Origin of the sequence: Salmonella sp. NW722 (assembly GCF_051702785.1) — a bacterium.
Lineage (GTDB): Bacteria > Pseudomonadota > Gammaproteobacteria > Enterobacterales > Enterobacteriaceae > Salmonella > Salmonella enterica.
In genome coordinates, this window is sequence record NZ_JAMMIN010000004.1 from 291,232 (window position 1) to 312,981 (window position 21,750).

At 52.3% G+C, this 21,750-nt stretch carries 19 protein-coding genes; 9 read left to right on the forward strand and 10 right to left on the reverse strand.

The window, feature by feature from the left end; translation table 11 throughout:
* Positions 1 to 47: 47 nt before the first annotated feature.
* Positions 48 to 866 (reverse strand): HMP-PP phosphatase, encoded by an 819-nt coding sequence (gene cof / locus NA330_RS11715; protein ID WP_000113030.1) that lies wholly within the window; start codon positions 864 to 866, stop codon positions 48 to 50.
* A gap of 100 nt (positions 867 to 966) precedes the next feature.
* Here cof and NA330_RS11720 point away from each other — a divergent pair, with 100 nt between their 5' ends.
* Complete coding sequence (locus NA330_RS11720) at positions 967 to 2,667, forward strand: SgrR family transcriptional regulator (protein ID WP_001238174.1); 1,701 nt, start codon at positions 967 to 969, stop codon at positions 2,665 to 2,667.
* A 64-nt stretch (positions 2,668 to 2,731) separates the two neighbouring features.
* A complete protein-coding gene (gene queC, locus NA330_RS11725) occupies positions 2,732 to 3,427 on the forward strand; it encodes a 7-cyano-7-deazaguanine synthase QueC (protein ID WP_000817201.1) in 696 nt (231 codons plus the stop codon).
* Between the two features lie 105 nt (positions 3,428 to 3,532).
* Here queC and NA330_RS11730 read toward each other — a convergent pair whose 3' ends face one another.
* The 9 genes from NA330_RS11730 to bolA all read right to left on the reverse strand — a co-directional run bounded on the left by NA330_RS11730 (position 3,533) and on the right by bolA (position 14,097).
* Positions 3,533 to 3,931, reverse strand: coding sequence for a YbgC/FadM family acyl-CoA thioesterase (locus NA330_RS11730; RefSeq protein ID WP_023241802.1), 399 nt, complete (start codon positions 3,929 to 3,931; stop codon positions 3,533 to 3,535).
* A gap of 103 nt (positions 3,932 to 4,034) precedes the next feature.
* Positions 4,035 to 4,409: a helix-hairpin-helix domain-containing protein gene (locus NA330_RS11735; RefSeq protein WP_000680322.1), complete on the reverse strand. Its 375-nt coding sequence runs from the start codon at positions 4,407 to 4,409 to the stop codon at positions 4,035 to 4,037.
* Positions 4,410 to 4,558: 149 nt separating this feature from the next.
* Positions 4,559 to 6,430, reverse strand: coding sequence for a peptidylprolyl isomerase (ppiD, locus tag NA330_RS11740; RefSeq protein ID WP_000969434.1), 1,872 nt, complete (start codon positions 6,428 to 6,430; stop codon positions 4,559 to 4,561).
* Between the two features lie 290 nt (positions 6,431 to 6,720).
* Positions 6,721 to 7,011: a nucleoid-associated protein HU-beta gene (hupB, locus tag NA330_RS11745; protein WP_254888479.1), complete on the reverse strand. Its 291-nt coding sequence runs from the start codon at positions 7,009 to 7,011 to the stop codon at positions 6,721 to 6,723.
* A 190-nt stretch (positions 7,012 to 7,201) separates the two neighbouring features.
* Positions 7,202 to 9,556: an endopeptidase La gene (gene lon / locus NA330_RS11750; protein WP_001067723.1), complete on the reverse strand. Its 2,355-nt coding sequence runs from the start codon at positions 9,554 to 9,556 to the stop codon at positions 7,202 to 7,204.
* Positions 9,557 to 9,741: 185 nt separating this feature from the next.
* A complete protein-coding gene (clpX, locus tag NA330_RS11755; protein ID WP_000130314.1) occupies positions 9,742 to 11,013 on the reverse strand; it encodes an ATP-dependent protease ATP-binding subunit ClpX in 1,272 nt (423 codons plus the stop codon).
* A 251-nt stretch (positions 11,014 to 11,264) separates the two neighbouring features.
* Positions 11,265 to 11,888, reverse strand: coding sequence for an ATP-dependent Clp endopeptidase proteolytic subunit ClpP (clpP, locus tag NA330_RS11760; protein ID WP_000122257.1), 624 nt, complete (start codon positions 11,886 to 11,888; stop codon positions 11,265 to 11,267).
* A 246-nt stretch (positions 11,889 to 12,134) separates the two neighbouring features.
* Positions 12,135 to 13,433, reverse strand: a complete 1,299-nt coding sequence (tig, locus tag NA330_RS11765) for a trigger factor (RefSeq protein ID WP_001198406.1) — start codon at positions 13,431 to 13,433, stop codon at positions 12,135 to 12,137.
* Positions 13,434 to 13,779: 346 nt separating this feature from the next.
* Positions 13,780 to 14,097 carry a transcriptional regulator BolA gene (gene bolA / locus NA330_RS11770; RefSeq protein ID WP_000973433.1) on the reverse strand — a complete coding sequence of 106 codons (318 nt, stop codon included), beginning with the start codon at positions 14,095 to 14,097 and terminating at the stop codon, positions 13,780 to 13,782.
* Between the two features lie 303 nt (positions 14,098 to 14,400).
* Between bolA and NA330_RS11775 the strand changes: the two genes are divergently transcribed.
* From NA330_RS11775 to cyoE, 7 genes are all read left to right on the forward strand, one after another.
* Complete coding sequence (locus tag NA330_RS11775) at positions 14,401 to 14,979, forward strand: lipoprotein (RefSeq protein ID WP_023241801.1); 579 nt, start codon at positions 14,401 to 14,403, stop codon at positions 14,977 to 14,979.
* Between the two features lie 43 nt (positions 14,980 to 15,022).
* Positions 15,023 to 16,498 carry a muropeptide MFS transporter AmpG gene (gene ampG / locus NA330_RS11780; RefSeq protein ID WP_000098479.1) on the forward strand — a complete coding sequence of 492 codons (1,476 nt, stop codon included), beginning with the start codon at positions 15,023 to 15,025 and terminating at the stop codon, positions 16,496 to 16,498.
* 452 nt (positions 16,499 to 16,950) lie between these two features.
* Complete coding sequence (cyoA, locus tag NA330_RS11785) at positions 16,951 to 17,907, forward strand: cytochrome o ubiquinol oxidase subunit II (RefSeq protein ID WP_001239449.1); 957 nt, start codon at positions 16,951 to 16,953, stop codon at positions 17,905 to 17,907.
* Positions 17,908 to 17,917: 10 nt separating this feature from the next.
* Positions 17,918 to 19,909: a cytochrome o ubiquinol oxidase subunit I gene (cyoB, locus tag NA330_RS11790; protein WP_000467159.1), complete on the forward strand. Its 1,992-nt coding sequence runs from the start codon at positions 17,918 to 17,920 to the stop codon at positions 19,907 to 19,909.
* On the forward strand, positions 19,899 to 20,513 hold the full coding sequence (locus NA330_RS11795; protein ID WP_000179831.1) for a cytochrome o ubiquinol oxidase subunit III: 615 nt from the start codon (positions 19,899 to 19,901) through the stop codon (positions 20,511 to 20,513). Before cyoB ends, NA330_RS11795 begins: the two co-directional genes overlap by 11 nt.
* Entirely contained in the window at positions 20,513 to 20,842 is a 330-nt protein-coding gene (locus NA330_RS11800; protein WP_000019878.1) for a cytochrome o ubiquinol oxidase subunit IV, read from the forward strand. Before NA330_RS11795 ends, NA330_RS11800 begins: the two co-directional genes overlap by 1 nt.
* An 11-nt stretch (positions 20,843 to 20,853) precedes the next feature.
* Positions 20,854 to 21,744: a heme o synthase gene (gene cyoE / locus NA330_RS11805; RefSeq protein WP_000971352.1), complete on the forward strand. Its 891-nt coding sequence runs from the start codon at positions 20,854 to 20,856 to the stop codon at positions 21,742 to 21,744.
* Positions 21,745 to 21,750: the final 6 nt, after the last annotated feature.

Below are 21,750 nucleotides of genomic sequence, written 5' to 3' on the forward strand. Positions count from 1 at the left end.
AACAAAAAAAAGCCAGACTGAATGTCTGGCTTGCTGGAAGAGATCTCTCATTCGGGGGAATAAGGTAGATGCGGATTGTCCAGCCAATGCGTCAAAAAGTGTGATACCGCTTGATTACCACAATGTCCGATAACCGAAAGGTGTGGCAGCGCGGCGATAAGCTGCGGCATGGCATTGCCCATAATGAGCCCCCGCCCGACGCTGCCCAGCATTTCCCGATCGTTCATCGCGTCGCCAAACGCCATGCAATCTGCCAGTGAAAGCCCTAAATGGTTGCTCAATACCGCCAGCGCCGATCCTTTATTGCACCCCAGCGGTAGCACTTCCAGGCAGTCGACGGCAGAGAAACAGAGGTGAGCGCGTTCTTCCAGCGCCTCATTGAGCTGAATGCGCAAACGGATCAGATCGTCATGATCGCCGCAAAAACAGATCTTCGTCACCTGATGGGCCGGAATGCTTTTTATATCGATAACCTGATAACGAAAGCCGCTGTAGACGTGCGCCTGGAGTAGCGCGGGGATCTCCTGGCCTGTAAACCAGCCGTTGTCATTAAACACATGCATACTGGCTCGGGTATCCCAGGCATGGTGCATCACCGTATCGGCAACCTGAGGATCGAGATCCTGACGATGCAGCACGTCGCCTTCCAGCGAGTGAATTCGCGTCCCGTTACCGGTAATAAGATAAGCATCCAGTGAAAGCGTCCCCAGAATATGCCGCATTTCCAGCACATGACGACCCGTAGCGAATGTCAGGGTGATATCGCGTTCGCGCAGACGCGCCAGCGTGGCGATCGTTTCTCTACCCAAATGGTGATCGGGCATTAATAACGTGCCATCCATATCAAATGCTGCCAGACGGGCCATCTCTTTCTCCACACTGTGACGCGGTTAACTTGTTGTTCAGTATTACCTGAGATATACGGAAGTAATAGTGAACAGATAAAAGGAAGTGTTCCGGGTTTCTATGAGGCTACTGAATCGGCTTAATCAATATCAACGCCTCTGGCAGCCTTCCGCCGGGGAAACGCAACATGTCACCGTTAGCGAACTGGCCGAACGCTGTTTTTGTAGCGAGCGCCATCTGCGAACGCTGCTGCGTCAGGCCCAGCAGGCGGGTTGGCTAAGATGGGAGGCGCAGTCCGGGCGCGGGAAACGTGGACGGCTCCAGTTTCTGGTCACGCCGGAATCGCTCCGCACCGCCATGATGGAACAGGCGCTGGAAAAAGGGCAGCAGCTCAACGTACTGGAACTGGCGCAGCTGGCGCCGGGCGAGTTACGGGCGATGCTCCAGCCTTTTATGGGCGGCCAATGGCAAAACGATACGCCGACATTGCGTATTCCATACTATCGTCCGCTTGATCCGCTGCAGCCGGGTTTCCTGCCAGGCCGCGCGGAACAGCATCTCGCAGGGCAAGTTTTTTCCGGGTTAACGCGCTTCGACCGCGATAGCCAATATCCTTGCGGGGATTTGGCGCATCACTGGAAGGTTTCCGCCGACGGTTTACGCTGGGATTTTTATATTCGCTCCACGCTGCACTGGCATAATGGCGATGCGGTGGATACCGCGCAGCTACACGAACGCCTGGAAAGGCTGCTTACCCTACCCGCGCTAAGCAAATTGTTTATTAGCGTCGCACGGATCGAAGTAACGCATCCTCAGTGCCTGACCTTTCTCCTTCACCGACCTGATTACTGGCTGGCGCATCGTCTGGCGAGCTATTGTAGCGGTCTGGCGCATCCTGACCTGCCGCTTATCGGCACCGGTCCTTTTCGCCTGGCGTTGTTCACGCCGGAACTGGTGCGTCTGGAAAGTCATGACCATTATCACCTCAGCCATCCGCTGCTGAAAGCGATTGAATTCTGGATCACCCCGCAACTGTTTGCCCAGGATCTGGGCACCAGTTGCCGCCATCCGGTGCAGATTGCCATCGGCAAACCGGAAGAGCTGGCGACGCTGAGTCAGGTAAGTAGTGGTATCAGCCTGGGCTTTTGTTATTTAACCCTCAAAAAGGGCTCACGGCTCAACGTACAGCAGGCGCGGCGTCTGATACATATTATCCATCATACTTCGCTGCTGAAAACCTTACCGGTAGATGAGAACTTGATTATGCCAAGTCAGGGGCTGCTACCCGGCTGGACAATCCCGCAATGGCAGGACGTTGATGAAACGCCATTGCCGAAAAAACTTACCCTGGCGTATCACCTTCCCGTAGAGCTGCATACGATGGCGGAACAGCTTCGACATTACCTGGCGACGCTCGGCTGTGAGTTAACGTTGATTTTTCATAATGCCAAAAACTGGGATAACTGCCCTGCGTTGGCGCAAGCGGATCTGATGATGGGCGACAGGCTGATCGGCGAAGCGCCGGAATATACGCTGGAGCAGTGGCTACGTTGCGATCAGATCTGGCCGCATGTCCTGGACGCGCCTGCGTTTTCCCATCTGCAGGCTACGCTTGACGCTCTGCAAATTCAGCCCAATGAAAAAGATCGCCGCGCCGCGCTACAACAAGTTTTTGCCAACCTGATGGATGACGCCACACTTACGCCGCTGTTTAATTATCACTATCGCATCAGCGCCCCACCGGGCGTTAACGGCGTTCGACTCACCCCTCGCGGCTGGTTTGAATTTAGCGAAGCCTGGCTTCCGCCGCCTTCGCCGTGAAGAAGCTGGTCGGGATTATCCGTACGCGTTACCATATTGGCTTTCGTCATTGATCAGGATAACTATGAAACGCGCCGTTGTTGTATTTAGTGGAGGTCAGGACTCCACCACTTGTCTGGCGCAAGCGCGGCATCAGTATGATGAAGTGCATTGTGTCACGTTTGATTATGGTCAGCGCCACCGCGCAGAGATTGATGTCGCGCGCGCACTGGCGTTAAAACTTGGCGCACGCGCGCATAAAGTGCTGGATGTCACTTTGCTGAACGAACTGGCGGTCAGTAGCCTGACGCGGGATAGCATTCCGGTGCCGGACTATGAACCGAACGCTGACGGTATCCCCAATACTTTCGTACCGGGACGCAATATTCTCTTTCTGACGCTGGCGGCGATTTACGCTTATCAGGTCAAAGCCGAAGCGGTGATCACCGGCGTTTGCGAGACCGATTTTTCCGGCTATCCAGACTGTCGCGATGAGTTCGTCAAAGCGCTGAATCACGCGGTGAATCTGGGCATGGCCAAAGATATCCGTTTCGAAACGCCCTTAATGTGGATTGATAAAGCTGAAACCTGGGCGCTGGCCGATTATTGGGGCCAACTGGATTTGGTTCGCGAAGAGACGCTGACCTGCTATAACGGCATTAAAGGCGATGGCTGTGGTCATTGCGCGGCCTGTAATCTGCGCGCTAACGGCCTGAATCATTATCTGTCGAATAAAGCGGCGGTGATGGCAGCAATGAAGCAAAAAACCGGGTTAAGGTGATTGTTTTGCCGGATGGCGGCGCACGCACCTTATCCGGCCTGGCGATATTCACCATGGTCAATATCGCCAGGCCGGACAAGTTCAACGCCATCAGACTGCGAGGCGTTATTGCACCATCTGTTCCAGCTTTTCACGCAATTCGCCTTCCAGCGGCAGCGCTTTTTGCGTTTTTAAATCAATACAAACAAACGTGATGAGCGCATCAGCCACCACCTGCCCTTCTGGCTCCAGCGTAATCGTCTGGCTTAATACGCCGCTTTTACCGTTAAGCTGTTGTACCTGGCTGGTCACGGTCAGTAGATCGCTCAATACCGCCGGATGACGGTAATTTATATTGATGTTTACCACCACAAAGGCAATATTGCGGGCCGTCATCCACTGAAAGCTGTCGCTGTTTTCCAGCCCATCCCAACGGGCCTCTTCCAGAAACTCCAGATAGCGGGCATTATTAACATGTTGATAAACATCAAGATGATATCCACGAACTTTGATTTGTGTTTGCATAGCGCAATAACCTTACGTTGTTGTTATAAGTAAACGACAAGTACAGAGGTCATAACTGGTATGACCTCTACAGTCTGGCAAATTTTGGCCACTGTGCAAGTGATTACAATGTTAAAACTGCCAGATTACGCTCCACCAGCGCGCTTCCCATTCCCGGCACCTGCTTTAAATCATCCACCGTTTTAAAAGGACCATACTCCTCCCGATAGCTCACAATAGCCTGCGCTTTTTTCAGCCCAACGCCGTTCATCACCCGCGCCAGATCCTCCGCAGACGCGGTATTAATGCTCACCCTGGTACCTTCATCATCGCTGGCTTTAGCAGGTAATGCCGCTTTGGCGGAGGATGAAGAAGGCGTATCCGCTTTTGTTTCCACCGCTGCATTTTTTGCGACAGGCGTCGCCGCCAGCGCGCTATGGGCCATGCCCGCGCAGGTTAAAGAAAGCGTAATAAGCAGTGCTTTAATTCCGTGTTTCATACTGTTTTCTCCTTGTTTGTTAACAGTGCAGCCACGATAGCGGGGCGGAGAAAAACGAACAAACGGCAATTCTCAGAAATGGAAAAGGCCGCGAAAGCGGCCTTTGTGGGATACAACGTTTTGCAATTTTTTGCGAAGCGCCTCGACGATTACTGCTGTTCCAGAGCGTCGCCGATTTTGATTTTCGCCTCTTTACGCAGATTGCTCATCAGCGCCTCAAAGACAATTTGCGCATTGTTCTGCGTGATGCCCTGCACCATCGCTTTTTTCTGCGCTTCCGGCATGGCGCCCGCTTTCACCTCGTCAAACGCCAGCAGAACGACGTTACCCTGCATATCGTTCGCCACGCCATAAACTGGCTTATCTTTCGTCGGAAGGCTTAACGCAAAGGCCGCCTGACTCACCGGATCCTGACTGGTACGACTTAACGTTTTAGGCTCGCCAAAACTCAGACCCGCCGCTTTCATCGCTTCCGCGCCTTTGCCCGCTTTCAGCTCGACCAGCAGTTTTTCCGCATCCAGCTTCGCCTGTTGTTCCGCTTTGTTATGCTTCACCAGGGCAGTGACCTGTTCTTTCACTTCTGCCAACGGCTTCACGGCTTCAGGTTTATGTTCGCTCACGCGCACGACAAAAGCCCGGTCGCCATCCACGGTGATAATGTCTGAATTCGGCCCCGGCGTACCGTTTTCGCCCACCAGACCGCCATTAAAGATAGCATCGGCTACCGGTTTGAAGTTCAGCTCTTCCGGTAAGGTGTCACGGCTAAACCAGCCGGTTTCAACCGCTTTTACGCCAGCGACCTGTTCAGCGCCTGCTAACGACTCATTGTCGTTGCTTGCCGCATCGCTCACCTTCTGCTGCAACGCATAGTAAGCATCCAGCGCTTTTTCTTGTTTCACTTTCGCGGCAATGTCGTCGCGAACCTCGCTTAACGGTTTCACTTTGGCAGGCTGAATATCATCCAGACGCGCCACCAGAAAACCGACAGACGACTTAATCACGCCAGATATCTGGCCTTTTTCTTTTAATCCGGCGTTTTTCAGTTCCGGCACCGTGGCAGACTCTTCCAGCCAGCCCATGTCGCCGCCATTACGCGCAGAGATGATATCGGTGGATTTCTCTTTCGCCAGCGTGGCGAAATCTTCGCCCTTGTTCAGCGCATCCAGTACCGCTTTCGCATCATCTTCCGTTTTGGTCTGAATAATGCTGTAACGAATGCGCTCCGGCTGAGTAAACTGATCTACATGCTGGTCATAATAGGCCTGAATATCCGCATCGCTGACCGGTGCCTGCATCGTCGCGGCATCCAGCTTGATATAGCTTACGCGGAACTGTTCCGGCGTCATAAAGCGGACTTTATTCTGATCGTAGTAGCTGGACACTTCCTGATCGGTCACCTGCTGCTTCGCCGCCAGCGCGTTGACATCAATAACGGCTTCACGCACCACGCGCTGTTGAGAGACTAATGCCGCCAGTTCGTCGGTTTCCCCTTTCAGCATAAAATCAGTACCGGCCACGCCGTTGATCAGTTGCTGAGTGGTAAGCTGGTTACGCAGCGCCTGAGCATACTGATCGGCCGTCATTCCCATCTGATTCACAATCGCGTTATAGCGGTTGTTGTCAAACTTACCGTCCACCTGAAAAGCGGGAGTGGCGAAAATCGCCTGCTTTACCTGCTCATCGCTGATGCCCAGTTTCAGTTCGCGGGAATATTGATCCAACAGCGCTTCATCTATCAGACGATTCAGCACCTGCTGGCGCAGGCTTTTCATATAACCTTCGTTGGCCGCCAGTTCAGAATACCTGTCGCCCAACTGCTGCTGCATACGGTTACGTTCGTTATTAAACGCATTCTCAAACTGTGCCCGGCTGATTTCCTGGCCATTCACTTTTGCGGCGTAGTTATTGCTTCCGCCAATCAGGTAACCACTAACGCCGGTCAAAATGAACGACACGATAATGATAACGAAAATAATCTTGAGCACGAGACTGTTTGCAGCCGTGCGTAAGCTGTCCATCATGGTGTAACCACACTCCGCTGTAGGTGACTTTACACTTTATCTTTCAGGCGGCTTCTCTGCTGGCTACCGAGTGATTCGCTCAGTTGCCGCGTCGACGCAACCTGAATGATTTGCGTATAGAGACTTCACGCGCATCGCATTTTCTGAACGCGGCGCACAAAAGCCTATTGTGACAAGAAACGAGGGCAATTGTCAGCCCGCAACGCACAGAAAGTCCCGAATCGCCAATAAAAAAGGCACATCAGTTGATGCGCCCTTGTACTTTGTCACATCCCCCGAGGGGATCACGCTTAGTTTACCGCGTCTTTCAGCGCTTTACCTGCACGGAAACTCGGCACTTTGGCAGCGGCGATGGTGATCTCTTTACCTGTTTGCGGGTTGCGACCAGTACGGGCAGCACGCTCTTTAACAGCAAAAGTACCAAAGCCTACCAGTGCAACGTCATCCCCTTCTTTCAGAGATTCGGTAACAGAAGCAATAATCGCATCTAACGCACGTCCAGCCGCAGCCTTAGAGATATCAGCCCCTGCAGCAATTTTTTCGATCAGTTGAGATTTATTCACTCTTCTCTTCCTCTTTATAATTTATATCGCACCTGAATCCTTCGAAGTACGACCGCGCAGCAGTTATATCAGGCCTGCCACGCCCTTACAACACCCGTTAATGGTGGCAGACCCAATCAACCATCTAAATTAGCTATACAAAAAAAGGCTGGCAAGTCCGAAATAGCCTGCCAGCCCTGTTTTTATTAGCGCTATTTGCGCGAGGTCACTATTTTGCGGTTACAACCTGCATTCCAGACGGTTCGTTTTGCAGAGCAAGCGTCAGAACTTCCTCAATACGCTTAACCGGGTGAATATCCAGATCGGCAATGACGTTGTCCGGAATTTCCTCCAGGTCACGTTTATTTTCGAATGGAATTAAGACCGTTTTAATCCCGCCGCGATGCGCCGCCAACAGTTTTTCTTTCAGGCCGCCGATCGGCAACACCTGACCACGCAGCGTGATCTCACCGGTCATTGCCACATCTGCGCGCACCGGATTACCGGTCAGGCAGGAAACCAGCGCGGTACACATCGCGATACCGGCACTTGGACCGTCTTTCGGCGTTGCGCCTTCCGGCACGTGAACGTGGATATCGCGTTTTTCGTAAAAGTCCGGATTAATACCCAGTTTTTCCGCGCGCGCGCGCACCACGGTCAGCGCCGCCTGAATAGATTCCTGCATCACTTCACCGAGCGAACCGGTGTAGGTCAGCTTGCCTTTGCCCGGTACGCAGGCGGTTTCGATGGTCAACAGATCGCCGCCCACTTCCGTCCACGCCAGCCCCGTCACCTGACCTACGCGGTTTTCGCTATCCGCGCGGCCATAATCAAAGCGCTGCACACCGAGGTAGTCGTGCAGATTATCGCCGTTAATTTCGATATGTTTTAACGACTTATCGAGCAACAGTTGTTTAACCGCTTTGCGGCACAGTTTGGAGATTTCACGCTCCAGACTACGCACGCCCGCTTCACGCGTGTAATAGCGGATAATACCGATAATCGCGCTATCGTCGACCGTCAGTTCGCCTTTCTTCAGCGCGTTACGCTCGATCTGCTTCGGCAACAGGTGACGTTTAGCAATATTCAGCTTCTCGTCTTCGGTATAACCGGACAGACGGATCACTTCCATACGATCCAGCAGCGGCGCCGGAATGTTCATGGAGTTGGAAGTGGCGACGAACATCACATCGCTGAGATCGTAATCCACTTCCAGGTAATGATCGCTGAACGCCACGTTCTGCTCCGGATCCAGCACTTCCAGCAGGGCGGAAGCCGGATCGCCGCGCATGTCAGAAGACATTTTGTCGATCTCATCGAGCAGGAACAGTGGGTTTTTAACCCCCACTTTGGCCATTTTTTGGATCAGTTTACCCGGCATAGAGCCAATGTAAGTCCGGCGATGACCGCGGATTTCCGCTTCATCACGCACGCCGCCCAGCGCCATACGGATGTATTTACGCCCTGTTGCTTTAGCGATGGACTGGCCCAACGAGGTTTTACCTACCCCCGGCGGCCCCACCAGACACAGGATCGGCCCCTTGATTTTATTTACACGGCTTTGAACCGCGAGATACTCAAGGATGCGGTCTTTCACGCGCTCCAGACCATAATGGTCAGTATCGAGGATTTCCTGCGCCTGACGCAGGTCTTTTTTGACCTTGCTACGCGCATTCCACGGCACCTGCACCATCCAGTCGATGTAGCCGCGCACCACGGTCGCTTCCGCCGACATCGGAGACATCATTTTCAGCTTCTGCAGTTCCGCTTCCGCTTTCTCTTTCGCCTCTTTCGGCATTTTCGCCGCGTCGATCTTACGCTTCAGCGCTTCGTTTTCGTCCGGCGCGTCGTCCATCTCGCCAAGCTCTTTCTGAATCGCTTTCATTTGCTCGTTCAGATAGTACTCGCGCTGGGATTTCTCCATCTGCTTTTTCACGCGGTTGCGAATGCGTTTCTCAACCTGCAGCAGATCGATTTCAGATTCCATCATCGCCATCAGATATTCCAGACGTTCGTTAACGTCGGACATCTCCAGTACGGACTGTTTATCCGCCAGTTTCAGCGGCATATGCGCGGCGATGGTGTCAGCCAGACGTGCAGGGTCGTCAATGCTATTGAGTGACGTCAGCACTTCCGGCGGAATTTTTTTGTTCAGCTTGATGTAGCCTTCGAACTGGCTGATAGCGGTACGCACCAGCACTTCTTGTTCTCGCTCATCAATGGCTGGCGAATCAAGGTACTCCGCCTTCGCGGAGAAATGTTCGCCGTTGTCAGACAGCGCGGAAATACGCGCGCGCTGTAACCCCTCGACCAGCACTTTTACGGTGCCGTCAGGCAGTTTCAACATCTGCAAAATAGAGGCCACGGTCCCGACGGTGAAAAGATCGTTTACACCCGGCTCATCCGTTGATGCTTCCTTCTGGGCGACCAGCATGATTTTTTTATCATGGTCCATAGCCGCTTCCAGACAACGGATAGATTTTTCCCGCCCTACAAATAAGGGTATGACCATGTGCGGATAAACCACCACATCGCGCAAGGGCAATACGGGGATTTCAATGCGTTCAGAACGCTCAGGATTCATAGAGCTCTCTCTTAGTTTAGTGTCCGCCAGGTAATCAGATAGTATAGCTGTGCTCCATACCACCTATAACATGTACGTCAGTATATGGGGATGTTTCCCACACATTCAACGGCGTGTTTACAGGAAAAACGAAAGGGGAGATAAAATCCCCCCTTTTTTGGCTAACTGATTGTATGAATGTTTAATTATTCGCCAGAAGCCTGCGCTTCCGGTTTGCCGTAAATCAGCAACGGCTTACTCTGACCGGCAATAACGGACTCGTCGATCACCACTTTTTCGACGTCTTCCATAGATGGCAAATCGTACATGGTATCCAGCAGCGCCGCTTCGACGATAGAACGCAGGCCACGGGCACCGGTTTTACGCGCCATTGCTTTCCTGGCGATAGCGTCCAGCGCTTCGTCACGGAATTCCAGATCGACGCCTTCCAGGTTAAACAGCGCCTGATACTGCTTGGTCAGCGCATTTTTCGGCTCTTTCAGGATTTGAATCAGCGCTTCTTCGCTGAGTTCGTTCAGCGTCGCCACCACTGGCAGACGACCGATAAACTCAGGAATCAGACCAAATTTGATCAAATCTTCCGGTTCAACCTGCGACAACAGCTCGCCTTCGCTGGCTTTGTCGGACTTCGCTTTCACCGTCGCGCCAAAACCAATGCCGGAGCCGGTTTCAACACGGTTAGCGATCACTTTATCCAGACCGGCAAACGCGCCGCCGCAGATAAACAGAATCTTAGAGGTATCTACCTGTAAGAACTCCTGCTGCGGATGTTTGCGACCGCCCTGCGGTGGAACCGCGGCGACAGTGCCTTCGATCAGTTTCAGCAACGCCTGCTGTACGCCTTCGCCGGAAACATCGCGGGTAATGGACGGATTGTCTGATTTACGCGAAATCTTATCGATTTCATCAATGTAGACAATCCCACGCTGCGCTTTTTGCACGTCGTAGTCGCATTTCTGCAACAGTTTCTGAATGATATTCTCGACGTCTTCCCCCACGTAACCCGCTTCGGTCAGCGTGGTCGCATCCGCCATAGTGAACGGCACATCCAGCAAGCGCGCCAGCGTTTCCGCCAGCAGCGTTTTACCGGAACCGGTCGGTCCAATCAGCAGAATGTTGCTTTTACCTAACTCGACGCCATTGCTGGTATCGCCGTTACGCAGACGCTTGTAGTGGTTATAGACCGCCACCGCCAGCACTTTTTTCGCCTGCTCCTGACCGATAACGTAATCGTCCAGGTGGGTACGAATTTCATGCGGCGTCGGCAGCGCACTACGTTCACGGTGCGGAGCAACTTCTTTAATTTCTTCGCGAATAATGTCGTTACATAAATCGACGCATTCGTCGCAGATATACACGGATGGACCGGCAATCAGCTTGCGCACTTCATGCTGGCTTTTGCCGCAAAAAGAGCAGTACAACAATTTGCCCGAGCCATCTTTGCGTTTATCTGTCATGAGTCAAAACCTCTTCTTTGTTCTTTGTGCCGCACACGACGACGCAAATGCCATTCTCAGGCGCAAGCCGCTAATCAGCGTTGTGCCGCCCTTCATTAGTATATACACAAAATCATTCGAGCTACATCAAGGCGGCAACTCGGCGACTCCGCAGGCGCTTACATAAGTAAGTCACCGGGAGGCGCGCTGGCAACCAACACCGAGGTAGCGTGAAGGATGAAGTGTATAGCGGCACACTTGCGTCCAGGGCATCAATTACGATGGGTCAAAATTGAGTCAACCAAACCGTACTCTACCGCTTCAGGCGCGGAGAGGAAGCGATCGCGCTCAGTATCACGTTCAATCTGCTCAAGAGATTGACCCGTATGATGCGCCATAAGTTCATTCATGCGCCCTTTTACTTTCAAAATTTCGCGGGCGTGAATTTCAATATCCGTCGCCTGGCCCTGGTAGCCGCCCAGCGGCTGGTGGATCATGACGCGAGAGTTCGGCAAGCAGAAACGTTTGCCTTTCGCCCCGGCAGTCAGCAGAAACGCCCCCATAGAGGCCGCCTGTCCCATACAAATGGTGCTGACGTCTGGCTTAATAAACTGCATGGTGTCATAGATGGACATCCCCGCAGTAATTACGCCGCCAGGAGAATTAATGTACAGATAGATATCTTTTTCCGGGTTTTCCGCTTCCAGGAACAGCATCTGCGCCACGATCAGGTTAGCCATATGGTCTTCGACCTGGCCGGTCAGAAATATGACGCGTTCCTTAAGTAGACGAGAATAGATATCAAAAGAGCGCTCACCGCGTGAGGTCTGTTCAATGACCATCGGCACCAGCGCCATATGAGGGGCCAAATTATCTCGTTCTCCGCTGTATGACATTTCCGTCTCCTGGATAAAAATTGAAAAAATCTGCTGTACTGATTGTAACCTGATGGACGGATTATCAGCCAGTCCCTCTGTAATGGGTACGGCATCGCCATAATTCAAGCATAACAATCTTTTGTTCTAACGCTAACACTGAAACGCGGTTTTCGCACCCTTACCATGCAAAATGCGTGACAAAAAAAACCCGTCACTGAAAGGTGACGGGTTTTTGTGCAAATTTCGTGCTTTTAACGCGAAAAATTACGCCTGCTGGTTCATCAGCTCATTGAAGGAAGTGGCTTTTTCAGACACTTTCGCTTTTGCCAGAACCGCTTCAACAGCCTGTTCTTCCAGAGCGACGTTACGCATATTGTCCATCAGCTCTTTATTTTTGCTGTAAAACTCAATCACTTCTTTCGGATCTTCGTAAGCAGACGCCATCTCTTCGATCAGGCCTTTAACGCGTTCTTCGTCCGCTTTCAGCTCGTTGGTACGAATGACTTCGCCGAGCAGCAGACCGACAACTACACGACGCTTAGCCTGTTCTTCGAACAGTTCGCGCGGCAGCTCCAGAGCCTGTTTCTCGTTACCACCAAAACGCTGCGCAGCCTGACGACGCAGAACGTCGATTTCGCTGTCGATCAGCGCAGACGGTACGTCGATGTCGTTAGCTTTTACCAGACCTTCGATCGCCTGAGACTTAACGCGGTTACGCACCGCGCCTTTCAGCTCGCGTTCCATGTTTTTACGTACTTCAGCGCGCAGACCGGCTACGGAACCATCTTCAACGCCGAAACGTTTGATGAATTCTTCGGTCAGTTCCGGCAGTTCGCGTTCTTCAACTTTCTTCAGGTTGATAACGAACTTAGCCGCTTTACCTTTCAGGTTTTCAGCGTGGTACTCTTCCGGGAAGGTCACATCGATAGTGAACTCTTCGCCAGCTTTGTGGCCTTTAACGCCGTCTTCAAAGCCCGGAATCATACGACCCTGGCCCATCGCCAGAACGAAATCGGTCGCTTTGCCGCCTTCGAACTCTTCGCCGTCTACAGAGCCGGTGAAGTCGATGGTCACGCGGTCTTCCGCATCCGCAGCGCCGTCTTTTTCTTTCCAGGTCGCCTGCTGCTTACGCAGGGTGTCCAGCATCACATCAACGTCAGCGTCGGTGACTTCAACAACCGGCTTTTCAACTTCGATAGACTCGAGGCCAGTCAGCTCAACTTCCGGATAGACTTCAAACTCGACGGAGTAAGTGAAGTCTTCACCCACTTTGTATTCGCCCGGAACATAGTTCGGCGCGCCTGCCGGGTTAATTTTTTCTTTGATGATCGCGTCAACGAAGTTGCGGCTCATCAGATCGCCCAGCACGTCCTGGCGAACAGAAGCGCCATAACGCTGAGCGACGATATTCATCGGTACTTTGCCTTTACGGAAGCCGTCAATACGTACTTTTTTCGCTACGTTGACCAGCTCGCTTTTTACAGCGGTCTCGATGCTGTCAGCAGCGATTGTAATCGTTACACGGCGGCCAAGGCCCTGAGTGGTTTCAACTGAAACTTGCATCTTGTTACCTCAAAAAATCACAGTGCTCGGTCAACTCTACTCCGCAAGCACGTGCTATTTGCTTCGCGGAACCGGGATGTTCTCATAATCAATCACATTCCCTGTCGTCAGAATCATCCCGAAGACGTTCATATATAAGACGGCGCATTATAGCGGCATCACTTTTGTGAGTCGAGAACGGTGATTGTGCGATGCTGCGGCGGTTTTCACAATTCTCGGCTAATTTTTGTCTGAATACTGTACGACACGCTCAAAATTCAGACAAAACAAAACGGCCCGCAGGCCGTTTTCACATAATTCTGTAGCAACATACTGGAAAAGCGGAGGTAGTTGCAAATCCGTTTTGCTACGCGATGCTTCCCGCGCCGCGACAAGGAGGCGACGCGAAGATAGTATCCTGCAACCCTTCCCACTCTTTGAGGGTATAAGTATGCAGTGCCAGCGCATGTACGGTTGTGGAGAGTTCCGCCGTTAACGTACCGTAAATCATCCGATGACGATTAAGAAAACGTTCGCCTGTAAAGCGATCGCTCACCAGCACGACCTTAAAATGGCTTTCCGATCCTGCAGGAACATTGTGACGATAGCTTTCATCCACAACTTCGAGAAACACGGGGTCGAACGCTGTCCTTAATTTTTCTTCTATTTGCTCACGTATCATCATGAAAATCTCCTCCGACAACGCTGTGATGTCACCCATCCCTTTAAATACTAGCCGCTTTTACCGTTTCCATTACAGCATGACAACAAAAATTTAGCTTTCGTCTGGTTATTTCAGCCAAACGTATGAAGTTTACTGCCTTAATCATTCTTTTAGCGCTCAAAATCCCCGCTCGCGCCGTTATCAATACCAAATCGGACATTACGACGAATTTACCTGCGTTGACCACTTCCCCTCGCCGTTAGCGGTGTTATGATGGCGGGAATTTTTACCTATCACGTTTTAAGCGTCATTGAGAGCCTGAATATGTTAAAAAAACTTCTCTTTCCGTTAGTCGCTCTGTTTATGCTGGCAGGATGCGCCACACCGCCGACGACCATTGACGTCGCGCCGAAGATCACCTTGCCACAGCAGGACCCGAGCCTGATGGGCATCACCGTTAGCATTACCGGCGCGGACCAGCGCCAGGATCAGGCGTTAGCGAAAGTCACGCGTAACAACCAGCTGGTAACGTTAACCGCCTCCCGCGATTTACGCTTCCTGTTACAAGAAGTCCTGGAAAAACAGATGACGGCGCGGGGCTATATGATCGGGCCTAACGGCGCGGTTAATCTGCAGATTATTGTTAACCAACTGTATGCTGATGTTTCCCAGGGCAGCGTGCGCTACAACATCGCGACCAAAGCGGATATCGCGATTATTGCGACCGCGGCAAATGGCAACAAGATGACCAAAAACTATCGCGCCAACTACTCTATTGAAGGGGCGTTCCAGGCCTCTAACCAGAATATTGCCGACGCGGTGAACAGCGTTCTGACCGATACCATTGCTGATATGTCTCAGGACACCAGTATTCACGATTTTATCAAGCAAAACGCCCGTTAATAGCAACAACAAGACCCGGCAGAAGCCGGGTCTGTAGATGCCTATGTCAAGTCAATATTTACGTATTTTCCAGCAACCGCGTTCAGCCATTCTGCTGATATTGGGTTTTGCCTCCGGTCTCCCGCTGGCGCTCACTTCCGGTACGCTACAGGCGTGGATGACCGTCGAGAATATCGATCTTAAAACGATTGGCTTCTTCTCGCTGGTTGGTCAGGCCTATGTGTTTAAGTTTCTCTGGTCCCCGCTGATGGACCGCTACACGCCGCCTTTTTTAGGTCGTCGTCGCGGTTGGTTACTCGCCACCCAACTGTTGTTACTGGCGGCGATTGCGGCGATGGGCTTTCTTGAACCCGGCACGCAGCTACGCTGGATGGCGGCGCTGGCGGTGGTGATTGCTTTTTGCTCCGCCTCGCAGGATATCGTGTTCGACGCCTGGAAAACCGATGTTTTACCCGCAGAAGAACGCGGCGCTGGCGCGGCAATCAGCGTGCTTGGCTACCGGTTGGGAATGCTGGTTTCCGGCGGACTGGCGCTATGGCTGGCCGATCGCTGGCTCGGCTGGCAGGGCATGTACTGGCTGATGGCGGCATTGCTGATCCCCTGCATTATCGCCACCTTACTGGCGCCGGAACCGACCGATACTATCCCGTCCCCGAAATCGCTGGAACAGGCCGTCGTCGCGCCGCTACGCGATTTCTTTGGCCGTAACAACGCCTGGCTGATTTTACTGCTCATTGTGCTTTATAAACTGGGTGACGCCTTCGCCATGAGCCTGACCACCACCTTTTTGATTCGCGGCGTCGGCTTTGACGCCGGCGAAGTCGGCGTGGTCAATAAAACGCTGGGCCTGCTGGCAACGATCGTCGGCGCGTTATACGGCGGCATATTAATGCAGCGTCTTTCGCTGTTTCGCGCGCTGCTGATTTTCGGCATTTTGCAAGGCGCGTCCAACGCCGGTTACTGGTTGCTCTCCATTACCGATAAAAACATGTTCAGCATGGGCGCGGCGGTCTTTTTCGAAAATCTGTGCGGCGGGATGGGTACTGCCGCCTTTGTCGCCTTATTAATGACGCTATGTAATAAGTCGTTTTCCGCAACACAGTTTGCCCTACTGTCGGCCCTCTCCGCAGTAGGCCGGGTTTATGTTGGTCCTGTAGCGGGCTGGTTCGTTGAAGCGCACGGCTGGCCGACATTCTACCTCTTCTCGGTTGTCGCCGCCGTTCCCGGGCTGTTACTGTTGCTGGTCTGTCGGCAAACGCTGGAATATAGCTGGCAGAGCGAGCGTTTCATTCCCCGCACGCAATACCGTGGCGCCTACAATTTCGCGCTTTCAATCCTGCTCGCGGGCGTCGCTTTGCTGGCGGTCTGGGTACTCCTGCTGACCATGAACGCGTTGGATTACACTAACTTCTCATTCCTGTCCGGATTGCTTGAGACTGCGGTAGCGGTTGCCGTGTGCGGCATTGTCTTTGGCGGGTTACTGGATTACCTGGCGCTACGAAAAACACGCCTGCTCTAAAACATTATTTGCCGTTGTAATAACGACCCGGAATTATAACGGCTAAATAACCATCAATTGATAAAAAATATATTTGTCTTTTTGTGCGCAACAGAATTTTGGAAATTATTGGTAATTTCTACGCTACCTATTTTCTTTACACGATTCAGCCGATTAAATTTAAATTTCTGCCGTTGATTGTCCTTTTATTGATAATAAATTGTTAAGTAATTGTTTTATTTTTACATTGGTTATACCAATTATCCCTCAACATCCCACTTACAGACCTCATCCGTTATAACGCAAAGTTTCAACAGTGTCTTAAAGTTATTTCGACATACTTGGCAACATATGTGACATGCGCGGCAGAACTTGGTAACACAGAACCAATCATGTTTACAGTAATGTAACCTTACCGTAAAATGCCCCTACACTTTAAACGCCACCAGGTCCCGTGGAATTGAGGTCGTTAAATGAGACTCAGGAAATACAATAAAAGTTTGGGATGGTTGTCATTAATTGCAGGCACTGCATTACTCAGTGGCTGTAATTCTGCGCTGCTGGATCCCAAAGGACAGATTGGACTGGAGCAACGTTCGCTGATACTGACGGCATTTGGCCTGATGTTGATCGTCGTTATTCCCGCCATCTTGATGGCTGTTGGTTTCGCCTGGAAGTATCGTGCGAGTAATAAGGATGCGAAGTATAGCCCGAACTGGTCACACTCCAATAAAGTGGAAGCCGTGGTCTGGACGGTGCCTATCTTGATCATCATTTTCCTTGCCGTACTGACCTGGAAAACCACGCACGCGCTTGAACCAAGCAAGCCGCTGGCGCATGACGAAAAACCGATCACCATCGAAGTGGTTTCCATGGACTGGAAATGGTTCTTCATCTATCCGGAGCAGGGTATCGCCACCGTCAACGAGATCGCCTTCCCGGCGAACACGCCGGTTTATTTCAAAGTGACCTCCAACTCCGTGATGAACTCCTTCTTTATCCCGCGTCTGGGTAGCCAGATTTATGCCATGGCCGGTATGCAAACACGTTTGCATCTGATCGCCAACGAACCCGGAACCTACGATGGCATCTCCGCCAGCTATAGCGGCCCGGGCTTCTCTGGTATGAAGTTTAAAGCTATCGCCACCAAAGACCGCGCAGAATTCGACCAATGGGTCGCAAAAGCGAAGCAGTCTCCGAACACCATGAATGATATGGCGGCGTTCGAGAAAGTGGCTATGCCAAGCGAGTACAACAAGGTGGAATATTTCTCCAGCGTGAAACCAGATTTGTTCAAGGACGTTATTAACAAATTCATGGGCCACGGTAAGAGCATGGACATGACCCAACCTGAAGGTGAGCACAGCTCGCATGAAGGAATGGAAGGTATGGACATGAGCCACGCGGAATCCGCCAACTCCAAGGGTTGAGGAAGATAAGATGTTCGGAAAATTATCACTGGATGCAGTACCGTTCCATGAACCTATCGTCATGGTAACGATCGCTGCAATTATCGTCGGGGGACTGGCGATACTGGCAGCGATTACTTACTTCGGTAAGTGGACCTACCTATGGAAAGAGTGGTTAACGTCAGTTGACCATAAACGCCTCGGCATCATGTATATCATCGTCGCGATTGTGATGCTGTTACGTGGTTTCGCCGATGCCATCATGATGCGTAGCCAGCAGGCACTTGCCTCCGCAGGCGAAGCGGGTTTTCTACCGCCGCACCACTACGATCAGATCTTTACCGCTCACGGCGTAATCATGATCTTCTTCGTGGCGATGCCCTTCGTTATCGGTCTGATGAACCTGGTGGTTCCGCTGCAGATCGGCGCGCGCGACGTTGCGTTCCCTTTCCTGAACAACCTGAGCTTCTGGTTCACCGTTGTCGGCGTTATCCTGGTTAACCTCTCGCTGGGCGTGGGTGAATTCGCGCAGACAGGGTGGCTGGCTTATCCGCCGCTATCGGGAATAGAGTACAGTCCCAGCGTCGGGGTCGATTACTGGATATGGGCGTTGCAACTCTCGGGTATTGGTACGACGTTAACCGGTATCAACTTCTTCGTGACGATCCTGAAGATGCGTGCGCCGGGTATGACGATGTTCAAGATGCCGGTCTTTACCTGGGCCTCTTTGTGCGCCAACGTACTGATCATCGCCTCTTTCCCGATTCTGACGGTTACCGTCGCGTTGCTGACCCTGGATCGCTATCTGGGCACCCATTTCTTTACCAACGATATGGGCGGCAACATGATGATGTACATCAACCTGATTTGGGCCTGGGGCCATCCGGAAGTGTACATTCTGATTCTGCCGGTCTTCGGGGTATTCTCCGAAATCGCAGCGACCTTCTCGCGTAAACGTCTGTTCGGCTATACCTCGCTGGTTTGGGCGACCGTCTGTATTACCGTACTGTCGTTTATCGTTTGGCTGCACCACTTCTTCACGATGGGCGCAGGCGCGAACGTTAACGCCTTCTTCGGTATCACCACCATGATTATCGCCATCCCGACCGGGGTGAAGATCTTCAACTGGTTGTTCACCATGTATCAGGGCCGTATCGTCTTCCATTCCGCAATGATGTGGACCATCGGCTTTATCGTGACCTTCTCGGTCGGCGGTATGACCGGCGTGCTGCTGGCGGTACCGGGCGCGGACTTCGTCCTGCACAACAGTCTGTTCCTGATTGCGCACTTCCATAACGTGATCATCGGCGGCGTAGTGTTTGGCTGCTTCGCGGGTATGACCTACTGGTGGCCGAAGGCGTTTGGCTTCAAGCTGAACGAAACCTGGGGTAAACGCGCCTTCTGGTTCTGGATTATCGGTTTCTTTGTAGCCTTTATGCCGCTGTATGTACTGGGCTTCATGGGCATGACCCGTCGCCTCAGCCAGCAAATTGATCCGCAGTTCCATACGATGCTGATGGTTGCCGCCGCCGGCGCCGCGCTGATTGCGCTGGGTATCCTGTGCCAACTGATTCAGATCTTCGTTTCTATTCGCGACCGCGATCAGAACCGCGATCTGACCGGCGACCCATGGGGTGGCCGTACGCTGGAGTGGTCAACCTCTTCTCCGCCGCCGTTCTATAACTTTGCCGTTGTGCCGCACGTTCACGAACGTGACGCCTTCTGGGAAATGAAAGAAAAAGGCGAAGCGTACCAACAGCCTGGACAGTATGAAGAGATTCATATGCCGAAAAATAGCGGTGCCGGTATTGTTATCGCCGCCTTCGCGACGGTATTTGGCTTCGCCATGATCTGGCATATCTGGTGGCTGGCGATAGTGGGTTTCGCAGGCATGATCATCAGCTGGATTGTAAAAAGCTTTGATGAAGATGTGGATTACTACGTGCCGGTCCCGGAAGTCGAAAAACTGGAAAGCCAGCATTTCGATGAGATTACTAAGGCAGGGCTGAAAAATGGCAACTGATACTTTAACGCACGCGACTGCCCACGCGCACGAACACGGGCACCATGACGCAGGCCAGAACAAAATCTTCGGATTTTGGGTCTACCTGATGAGCGACTGCATTCTGTTCTCTATTCTGTTTGCTACCTATGCCGTTCTGGTGAACGGCACCGCTGGCGGCCCGACAGGTAAGGACATTTTCGAACTGCCGTTCGTTCTGGTTGAAACCTTCCTGCTGTTATTTAGCTCCATTACCTACGGCATGGCGGCGATCGCCATGCACAAGAACAACAAGAGCCAGGTTATCTCCTGGCTGGCGTTGACCTTCTTGTTTGGCGCCGGATTTATCGGGATGGAAATCTATGAATTCCATCACCTGATTGTTAACGGTATGGGCCCGGATCGCAGCGGCTTCCTGTCTGCGTTCTTCGCGCTGGTCGGCACGCACGGTCTGCACGTCACTTCCGGTTTGATTTGGATGGCGGTGCTGATGGTGCAAGTCGCCCGTCGCGGTCTGACCAGCACTAACCGTACCCGCATCATGTGCCTGAGCCTGTTCTGGCACTTCCTGGATGTGATTTGGATTTGCGTATTCACTGTTGTTTATCTGATGGGGGCGATGTAATGAGTCATTCTACCGAGAGCGGCGGCGCATCCCACGGCAGCGTAAAAACGTACATGACCGGCTTTATCCTGTCGGTCATCCTGACGGTTATTCCATTCTGGATGGTGATGACCGGCGCTGCCTCTCCGGCCGTTATTCTGGGATCTATCCTGGCAATGGCAGTGGTGCAGATTTTGGTGCATCTGGTGTGTTTCCTGCACATGAACACCAAATCTGATGAAGGCTGGAACATGACGGCCTTCATCTTTACCGTGCTGATCATCGCCATCCTGGTTGTGGGCTCCATCTGGATTATGTGGAACCTCAACTACAACATGATGATGCACTAAGAGCGGCGAGTATGATGTTTAAGCAATACCTGCAAGTAACGAAACCAGGCATCATCTTTGGCAACCTGATCTCGGTGATCGGGGGATTTCTGCTGGCCTCAAAGGGCAGCATTGACTATCCCCTGTTCATCTATACGCTGGTCGGGGTGTCACTGGTTGTGGCGTCGGGTTGTGTATTTAACAACTACATCGACAGGGATATCGACAGGAAGATGGAAAGGACCAAGAATCGGGTGCTGGTCAAAGGCCTGATTTCTCCTGGCGTCTCGCTGGTATACGCCACCCTGCTGGGTATTGCTGGCTTTATGCTGCTGTGGTTTGGCGCTAATCCTCTGGCCTGCTGGCTGGGGGTGATGGGCTTCGTGGTCTACGTTGGCGTGTACAGCTTGTACATGAAGCGTCACTCCGTTTACGGCACGCTGATTGGTTCTCTCTCCGGCGCAGCGCCGCCGGTGATTGGCTACTGCGCCGTAACGGGCGACTTTGACAGCGGCGCGGCGATCCTGTTGGCTATTTTCAGCCTCTGGCAGATGCCGCACTCTTACGCCATCGCCATTTTCCGCTTTAAGGACTATCAGGCGGCCAATATCCCGGTTCTGCCGGTGGTAAAAGGAATCTCAGTCGCTAAAAACCACATCACGCTGTACATCATTGCGTTTGCCGTTGCAACGCTAATGCTAACGTTGGGCGGTTATGCCGGTTACAAATACCTGGTGGTCGCCGCGGCGGTCAGCGTCTGGTGGCTCGGCATGGCGCTACGCGGTTACAAAGTGGAAGATGATAAGGTCTGGGCGCGCAAGCTGTTCGGCTTCTCTATCATTGCGATTACCGCGCTGAGTATCATGATGTCCGTTGATTTTATGGTGCCGAATTCGCAGAATCTGCTGACTTACGTCTGGTAAGACTTT

Excerpts from the sequence above, each read along its gene's own strand:
- cof (WP_000113030.1), bottom strand. The coding sequence starts at position 866 with ATGGCCCGTCTGGCAGCATTTGATATGGATGGCACGTTATTAATGCCC.
- NA330_RS11720 (WP_001238174.1), top strand. The coding sequence starts at position 967 with ATGAGGCTACTGAATCGGCTTAATCAATATCAACGCCTCTGGCAGCCT.
- queC (WP_000817201.1), top strand. The coding sequence starts at position 2,732 with ATGAAACGCGCCGTTGTTGTATTTAGTGGAGGTCAGGACTCCACCACT.
- NA330_RS11730 (WP_023241802.1), bottom strand. The coding sequence starts at position 3,931 with ATGCAAACACAAATCAAAGTTCGTGGATATCATCTTGATGTTTATCAA.
- NA330_RS11735 (WP_000680322.1), bottom strand. The coding sequence starts at position 4,409 with ATGAAACACGGAATTAAAGCACTGCTTATTACGCTTTCTTTAACCTGC.
- ppiD (WP_000969434.1), bottom strand. The coding sequence starts at position 6,430 with ATGATGGACAGCTTACGCACGGCTGCAAACAGTCTCGTGCTCAAGATT.
- lon (WP_001067723.1), bottom strand. The coding sequence starts at position 9,556 with ATGAATCCTGAGCGTTCTGAACGCATTGAAATCCCCGTATTGCCCTTG.
- clpX (WP_000130314.1), bottom strand. The coding sequence starts at position 11,013 with ATGACAGATAAACGCAAAGATGGCTCGGGCAAATTGTTGTACTGCTCT.
- clpP (WP_000122257.1), bottom strand. The coding sequence starts at position 11,888 with ATGTCATACAGCGGAGAACGAGATAATTTGGCCCCTCATATGGCGCTG.
- tig (WP_001198406.1), bottom strand. The coding sequence starts at position 13,433 with ATGCAAGTTTCAGTTGAAACCACTCAGGGCCTTGGCCGCCGTGTAACG.
- bolA (WP_000973433.1), bottom strand. The coding sequence starts at position 14,097 with ATGATGATACGTGAGCAAATAGAAGAAAAATTAAGGACAGCGTTCGAC.
- NA330_RS11775 (WP_023241801.1), top strand. The coding sequence starts at position 14,401 with ATGTTAAAAAAACTTCTCTTTCCGTTAGTCGCTCTGTTTATGCTGGCA.
- ampG (WP_000098479.1), top strand. The coding sequence starts at position 15,023 with ATGTCAAGTCAATATTTACGTATTTTCCAGCAACCGCGTTCAGCCATT.
- cyoA (WP_001239449.1), top strand. The coding sequence starts at position 16,951 with ATGAGACTCAGGAAATACAATAAAAGTTTGGGATGGTTGTCATTAATT.
- cyoB (WP_000467159.1), top strand. The coding sequence starts at position 17,918 with ATGTTCGGAAAATTATCACTGGATGCAGTACCGTTCCATGAACCTATC.
- NA330_RS11795 (WP_000179831.1), top strand. The coding sequence starts at position 19,899 with ATGGCAACTGATACTTTAACGCACGCGACTGCCCACGCGCACGAACAC.
- NA330_RS11800 (WP_000019878.1), top strand. The coding sequence starts at position 20,513 with ATGAGTCATTCTACCGAGAGCGGCGGCGCATCCCACGGCAGCGTAAAA.
- cyoE (WP_000971352.1), top strand. The coding sequence starts at position 20,854 with ATGATGTTTAAGCAATACCTGCAAGTAACGAAACCAGGCATCATCTTT.